The organism is Staphylococcus sp. GDX8P54P (genome assembly GCF_017893165.1).
GTDB lineage: Bacteria > Bacillota > Bacilli > Staphylococcales > Staphylococcaceae > Staphylococcus > Staphylococcus borealis.
Genome location: NZ_JAESMM010000033.1, coordinates 99,058 through 105,688, shown reverse-complemented (window position 1 = coordinate 105,688; position 6,631 = coordinate 99,058). Strand labels below are relative to the sequence as shown.

5 protein-coding genes are annotated in these 6,631 nt (G+C 39.5%); 2 read left to right on the top strand and 3 right to left on the bottom strand.

Annotated features, from left to right (window positions below; translation table 11 throughout):
- Positions 1 to 150: 150 nt before the first annotated feature.
- On the bottom strand, positions 151 to 1,533 hold the full coding sequence (locus tag KA909_RS11040) for an NAD-dependent succinate-semialdehyde dehydrogenase (RefSeq protein ID WP_053030116.1): 1,383 nt from the start codon (positions 1,531 to 1,533) through the stop codon (positions 151 to 153).
- Between the two features lie 161 nt (positions 1,534 to 1,694).
- Between KA909_RS11040 and KA909_RS11035 the strand changes: the two genes are divergently transcribed.
- Both KA909_RS11035 and KA909_RS11030 read left to right on the top strand, forming a co-directional pair.
- Positions 1,695 to 3,353: an FAD-binding dehydrogenase gene (locus KA909_RS11035; protein WP_193838734.1), complete on the top strand. Its 1,659-nt coding sequence runs from the start codon at positions 1,695 to 1,697 to the stop codon at positions 3,351 to 3,353.
- A 149-nt stretch (positions 3,354 to 3,502) separates the two neighbouring features.
- Positions 3,503 to 3,901: a hypothetical protein gene (locus KA909_RS11030; protein WP_193838733.1), complete on the top strand. Its 399-nt coding sequence runs from the start codon at positions 3,503 to 3,505 to the stop codon at positions 3,899 to 3,901.
- A gap of 52 nt (positions 3,902 to 3,953) precedes the next feature.
- On the opposite strand, the gene KA909_RS11025 is transcribed toward KA909_RS11030, so the two are convergent.
- On the bottom strand, positions 3,954 to 5,657 hold the full coding sequence (locus KA909_RS11025; protein WP_193838732.1) for an ABC-ATPase domain-containing protein: 1,704 nt from the start codon (positions 5,655 to 5,657) through the stop codon (positions 3,954 to 3,956).
- Positions 5,658 to 5,835: 178 nt separating this feature from the next.
- Complete coding sequence (locus tag KA909_RS11020; RefSeq protein WP_053030120.1) at positions 5,836 to 6,618, bottom strand: glucose 1-dehydrogenase; 783 nt, start codon at positions 6,616 to 6,618, stop codon at positions 5,836 to 5,838.
- Positions 6,619 to 6,631: the final 13 nt, after the last annotated feature.

Sequence of the window (6,631 nt, the reverse complement as noted above, 5' to 3'; positions counted from 1 at the left end):
AAAGAGAATTTCATCAAGAAATTCTACAAGCAAAGCAAGTTGGGAGTCGGGGCCCCAGCAAAGAGAATTTCATCAAGAAATTCTACAAACAAAGCAAGCTGGGAGTGGACAACGAATTTAAAAAGAATTCTGTCCCACTCCCGTTGTAGCTTAAATATTACCGATTGATAAATATTTTGTTTCTAAATAAGGTTCAATACCTTCTGTGCCACCTTCTCGGCCATAACCACTTTCTTTCATACCGCCGAATGGTGCATGGGCTGCTGATGGTCCACCGTCATTCCAACCGATCACGCCATAATCAAGTGAATGATATAAGTGGAAGCCTGTGCGATAATCATTTGTAAAGAAATAAGCAGCTAAGCCAAATTGTGTATCATTCGCCATTTGAATCGCATCTTCTAAATCTGAATATGTTGCAACAGGCACGATAGGACCAAATGTTTCCTCTTGCATGGCTAACATCTCTTGGTTCGCATTTGATACGACAACAGGTTTCAAGAAGTTACCACCTAACGCTTGTGCATCCTCTAAAGAACGTGATAATTGAGCACCTTTAGATGCCGCATCTTCCAATTGATTAACGACTTTCTTCACGCCATCTTCATTAATTAACGGCCCAATCGTAACGTCTTTATCCATACCATTTCCGACTTTCAGTTCATGAACTTTTTGCGTTAATTGCTTAACAAACGCATCTTCAACCGCTTCATGTACGTATACACGGTTTGCACAGATACATGTTTGACCCGCATTTCGGAATTTTGAAGCAATTGTTTGGTCTACCGCATAGTCAATATCGGCGTCTTCATGAACAATCAGTGGTGCCAGGCCACCCAGTTCCATTGTGACATTTTCAACGGATTCAGCCGCTTGCGCAATAAGTTTCTTACCTACATTAGTTGAGCCAGTAAACGTCACTTTCTGCATCACTGGATGTTTCGTGAACAATTCACCTGCGTCTTTACCTGACATAATAACGTATTGAACGGCATCTTCTGGGATTCCCGCTTCATGCGCCAATTCAATGAGACGAATCGTAGTTAATGGTGTTTGCGTCGCAGGTTTACACACAATGGTACAACCTGCAGCTAATGCTGGCGCAATCTTACGTGTAATCATTGCCGCTGGGAAATTCCATGGCGTAATAGCGCCAACTACACCTACCGGGAATTTCTTAATGATAATGTTTTTATTCGGTGTATTCGCAGGAATGGTACGTCCGTAAATACGTTTGGCTTCTTCGGCATACCAAGAAACGTATGAATTCGCGTAGTCTACTTCACCTTGTGCTTCTTTTAAAGGTTTACCGCCCTCTTTAGTAATAAGTTCTGCCAATTCTTCTTTATGTTCGTTAATCAAAGCGAACCATTTATATAATTTGTCTGCACGTTCATGTGCATCTACCTCTCTCCAAGATTTAAACGCTTCATGTGCTTTCTCAATTTGTTGTTTCGCTGTTGCTTCGTCAGTATAGTCTAATGTTTGAATCACTTCGTTTGTCGCTGGATTAAGCACTTCTAATGTTGCCATTTACATCCACCCCTTTAAGAACATTTGATACAAGTATATACCCGTAGAAGTTGATAATCTATCAAACCGTTTTGTTAACATTTAGGTTGTCACTTTCGTATGACAATATTACTTGATAAAATATGTAGACTACATAAAACAATGGTTGTAAGGAGTTTGTTATGAATAAAAAGATATTTGTCATTGGTTCAGGGTTAAGTGGGTTAGTTGCTGCGACAGAATTATTAAAGAAAGGCTATCACGTCACAATGTTAGACCAGGAACCACGTCAAGCGATAGGCGGACAGGCTTACTGGTCATTTGGCGGGTTGTTTCTTGTAAATTCTAAGATCCAACAACGTCTAGGGGTTAAAGATTCGTATGAACTTGCGCTGAATGATTGGTTTGGCTCTGCTCAATTTGACCGCCCGGAGGATGAAGATTATTGGGCGAAACAATGGGCTGAAGCCTACGTGCGCTTTGCGACTTTTGAAAAGGAAAATTATTTAAAATCGATGGGCGTACGCCTAACACCGATCTTAGGTTGGGCTGAACGTGGCGGTACGTCTGCTTCAGGTCATGGCAATTCTGTGCCACGTTTCCATATCACATGGGGGACAGGTCCTGGATTAGTTGAGCCGTTTAGTCGTTACGTCCTTGAAAAAGAACAAGAAGGTCAATTTGAATTTCTCGCACGTCATCAAGTAACAGATATTGGTATCAAACATAATCAAGTGACACACATTGCTGGAAATATTTTAGAACCAAGTGATGTGGCACGTGGTGAGAAATCATCCCGTACCGTGATAGATACATTCCATTTCGAAGTGGATGCACTGTTAATTACTTCAGGTGGCATTGGTGCCAACATGCCACTTATTCGTAAATACTGGCCTAAACGTTTAGGTAATCCACCAAAAACTATGATTCAAGGGGTACCTGATTCAACGGATGGCCGGTTAATTCAAATTACTGAAGATGCAGGTGCAAACATCGTGAATAAAGATCGTATGTGGCACTACACTGAAGGTATCCAGAATCATAGCCCAATTTGGTCGAACCACGGCATTCGTATTATTCCAGGTCCATCTTCTATGTGGTTTGACGCTACTGGCAAACGTATGCCTGCGCCTGATTATCCTGGTTTCGACACCTTACATACATTAGAAACTATCATGAACACAGGTTACGACTATTCGTGGTTCATCTTAACAGAAGACATTATTAAGAAAGAATTCGTCCTTTCAGGCTCTGAACAGAACCCTGATTTAACGGACAAAGATATCAAGTTGCTACTTCAAGAACGCTTAGGTCGTAAAGCAACCTCTCCAGTAGAAGCCTTTATGAATAATGGCCCGGACTTTGTTATCGCTGATGATTTAGGTACGCTTGTTCGAAAGATGAACGACTTAGTTGGTAGTACGTTACTTGATTATGAAGCGATTAAGGAAGAAATCAAAGCACGCGACTTACAAATTGATAATCCGTTTACGAAAGATCCACAAGTCGCCTTCATCAATAATGCACGCCAGTTCTTAGGCGATAAATTAATACGTACGGCCAAACCTCATAAAATATTAAGTGGAAGAAACGGACGTTTAATTGCCGTCAAATTAAATATTATTAGTCGTAAAACACTTGGTGGCATTCAAACAAATTTAGAAGGCCAAGCACTTAATTCAAAGATGCAATCGATACAAGGTCTATATGCGGCAGGTGAAGCTTCTGGTTTTGGTGGTGGCGGTGTCCATGGTTATCGCGCTTTAGAAGGCACTTTCCTTGGTGGTTGTATCTTTAGTGGCATACGTGCAGCTGAAGGTATCCACCATTATATACAGTAATTTTCATAAATATACACTTCCGAAATAAAGTATTTTCAAAATGTATATCCCACCACTTTTTATGCATTTTATTGTAAAATTATATCAAATATTATTTTTTTCAAGTAATAGTTATCAATTTTACAATTTTTGCAAAAGAAGGTGATGGTATGCCTCGCGATAGCTTGAAATCTTTGAAAAATAAAACTGTAACCGTCATAGGTCGAATTGAACATATTACTATAACACCTAAAATACACATCCCAAATAAACCTATTTTCTCGAAAATTTTATTAACTGATGTGAACATCGGCGGTCAATATTTCGATCATGTTTGGGTTTATGCAGCGAAGCGATATTATCACGACCAAGATCCATTTTTACATCAAGTTGTTAAATTTAAATCAAAAGTAACGCCTTATGTTAAACATGGCCAACACGGCTATGTCGAAGACTATGGTATTGATTATGTCAAAAGCTTAAGCATACTGCCTAATACGTCAATTGAAGAATATGACGAAAGATATTATGATGATGATATTACCGTAGACTTTTTCTTAACGAATTAAAAGCACATTGCAAAGCTTGATTAACTATCAAGTGCAATGTGCTTTTGTTATGTTATTTCACTTTTAATCCACGGTAACGGTTTAACGTTCCAATAAATTCTTGTTTACGTGGTAGCGCTAGATTACCTGGATGACCATCGAAGTTAGATACCGCTTCGATGCCATGCTTTTCAATCATCTCATACATTTGGTTCGTCGCCTCAATAAGACTTAAATGATGATCTATCAGTTGATGTCTAAAGTAATTAATCATAACCGGCAATGCATTGGTTTGACTATCGTCGACCAGTTGCTCTAAACCAGATAAATCAATTGCTTCCTTGCCGTACATGACTGTGCGTAGTCCTTTCGCTTTCAATCGATCATCTTTTCCCTTTTTAGAGAAAGAAGTGGCTAACGGCACCCGAGATGGAATCTCACCAAATGACGTTTCTACTTGTGTGTCGCGTTGATAGCCGTCTGATTGTGCAATGGCTTTCGCTTCATCCGTCACATCCTTCAAATGATACTCATCCATCATTAATACTTGATCGGCTACGTCAAAGTAATCACCAGAGCCACCGACAATCAAAATGGTTGAAACGTGATGTGTTTCAAAGAGTGGTCTCACTTTATTTGAAAATGGTATAATGGGCTCTTTATCAGGCGCAATCAATTTCTGCATGCGCCCATCACGTATCATAAAGTTCGTTGCTGATGTGTCTTCATCTATAAGCAATGTTGACGTTTGCGTTTCCAATGCTTCCATCACATTTGCCGCTTGAGAGGTACTGCCACTCGCATTCTCAGTTGAAAAATGCGTCGTGTCCTTCTTACCAGGCAAATTATCTATAAACGGACTAATGTTAACGTTGTGAATACCACGTCCATCCTCAGCACGTATCTTCATAGCATCATGACGTGTAATTACAAATTCACGTCCATCATTTGGAATATGATCATAAACACTACGTTCAAGTGCTTCTAATAAGGTCGATTTACCATGATAACCCCCACCAACAATCAATGTAATGCCTTCAGGAATAGACATCCCTGTGACTGCCCGACCACTTGGTAAGTTAAACGTCGTTTCAAGCGTTGTTGGACTCGTAAATCGAATCGCACCTTTCATTGGTTCATCAGACACACCACTTTTCCTTGGTAAAATAGCATTATTCGCAACGAAAGCAACTAGATGTTGTTGTTCAAGTTGTTCTCTAATATACGTTTGGTCGAGTTTTACTGTCACTTGATGTTGGAGTGCTTGCTGATCAATATTTTGATACATAATGGCTTGATTTACAATCTTTGGTAAACCGTTGATCAGTGTTTGCGCTGCAGCTTTTCCAAGAATCTTACGTCCTGCAGCTGGCATACCAACTTCAATGCGCACTTCAATGGTTTTATCATTGATTACAACCGACGTGCGTTCTAGCATTTCTTGGCCACAATGATCGATAAAGATTTTTCCATTTTTCCCAGAACCTTTTACAGTGCGATTAAACGTTGCGACTTGATAGGCAAACGCTCGGGTCAAGAAGTCCGATACTGCAAGCCGTTTGTCTTTCGTATCTAGTAAATGATCCGGAATTTGAGCAACATCTCGTTGGATCATAAGTCGCATTTTTGAAGGTGGCGCAAAAGGATCCACCTGTACATGATCAATAGCTAAACGAAATTGATTAAAGGCATATGTTCCTTTAATTCTTTTATACGCGCCGTATTTTTGTCCATCTAAAGATTTCAATGTCTTATCGAGATCTGTCGAGCGTTTCATCATTATTCCTCCGTTCAATACGTCTATATGTACTGTTTACCCGACCTAACCGGCAAGCATAACGTCATTCTTGAAATTCCTGATCTGCTTATAAAAAATACACCTCATACAGATGGATTTTCACCTACTGTTGAGATGTATATTGTACCTATTTATCTTTGGCAATCATTAAATATGATTATAATGCTGTGTAACCACCGTCAATTGTAAATACGCTACCTTGTGCGAATGATGACGCATCTGATGCAAGGTATACAACAATGCCACCTAGCTCTTCTGGTTCACCTGGACGACCCATTGGTGTTGCTCCCATCCAATAGTCAATCATTTCGCCACCAGTATTAAACATTGGTTCAGTTAATGCCGTTTTCATGTATCCTGGCGCAATTGTGTTTACTTTGATGCCATATTTAGACCATTCCATTGCTAAACTTTTCGTTAACATGATAACGCCTGCTTTAGACGCATTATAAGATGCTTGTTCTTGAGGTTTATTGGCAATTAAGCCTGACATAGATGAAGTATTAATGATTGAACCATAGCCTTGTTTGATCATTTGACGTCCTACTGCTTGTGCTACTAAAAAGACACCATTTAAGTTTAAGTTAATTACTTTTAACCAATTTTCGTAAGAAACATCTTCTGCTTTTTCATTAATGGTCATACCCGCATTGTTGACTAAGATATCTACTTTGCCATACTCATTTACGACGTCATCCACCATTTTGTTAACGTCTTCTGGATTAGTTACGTCTACTTTTAATGCCGTTGTTTTAACACCTTCATTATCAGCAATTGCTTTCGCTGTTTCTTGCGCTAAGTCTAATTTAATGTCTGCAATTACAATATCTGCGCCTGCTTGTGCCAATGCTTCTGCCATCGCTTTACCTAGACCCATGGCACCACCTGTTACGATTGCTACTTTACCATTTACTTTAAATTGATCAATAATGTTTGTCATTTTTATCATCCTT

Excerpts from the sequence above, each read along its gene's own strand:
- KA909_RS11030 (WP_193838733.1), top strand. The coding sequence starts at position 3,503 with ATGCCTCGCGATAGCTTGAAATCTTTGAAAAATAAAACTGTAACCGTC.
- KA909_RS11035 (WP_193838734.1), top strand. The coding sequence starts at position 1,695 with ATGAATAAAAAGATATTTGTCATTGGTTCAGGGTTAAGTGGGTTAGTT.
- KA909_RS11025 (WP_193838732.1), bottom strand. The coding sequence starts at position 5,657 with ATGAAACGCTCGACAGATCTCGATAAGACATTGAAATCTTTAGATGGA.
- KA909_RS11020 (WP_053030120.1), bottom strand. The coding sequence starts at position 6,618 with ATGACAAACATTATTGATCAATTTAAAGTAAATGGTAAAGTAGCAATC.
- KA909_RS11040 (WP_053030116.1), bottom strand. The coding sequence starts at position 1,533 with ATGGCAACATTAGAAGTGCTTAATCCAGCGACAAACGAAGTGATTCAA.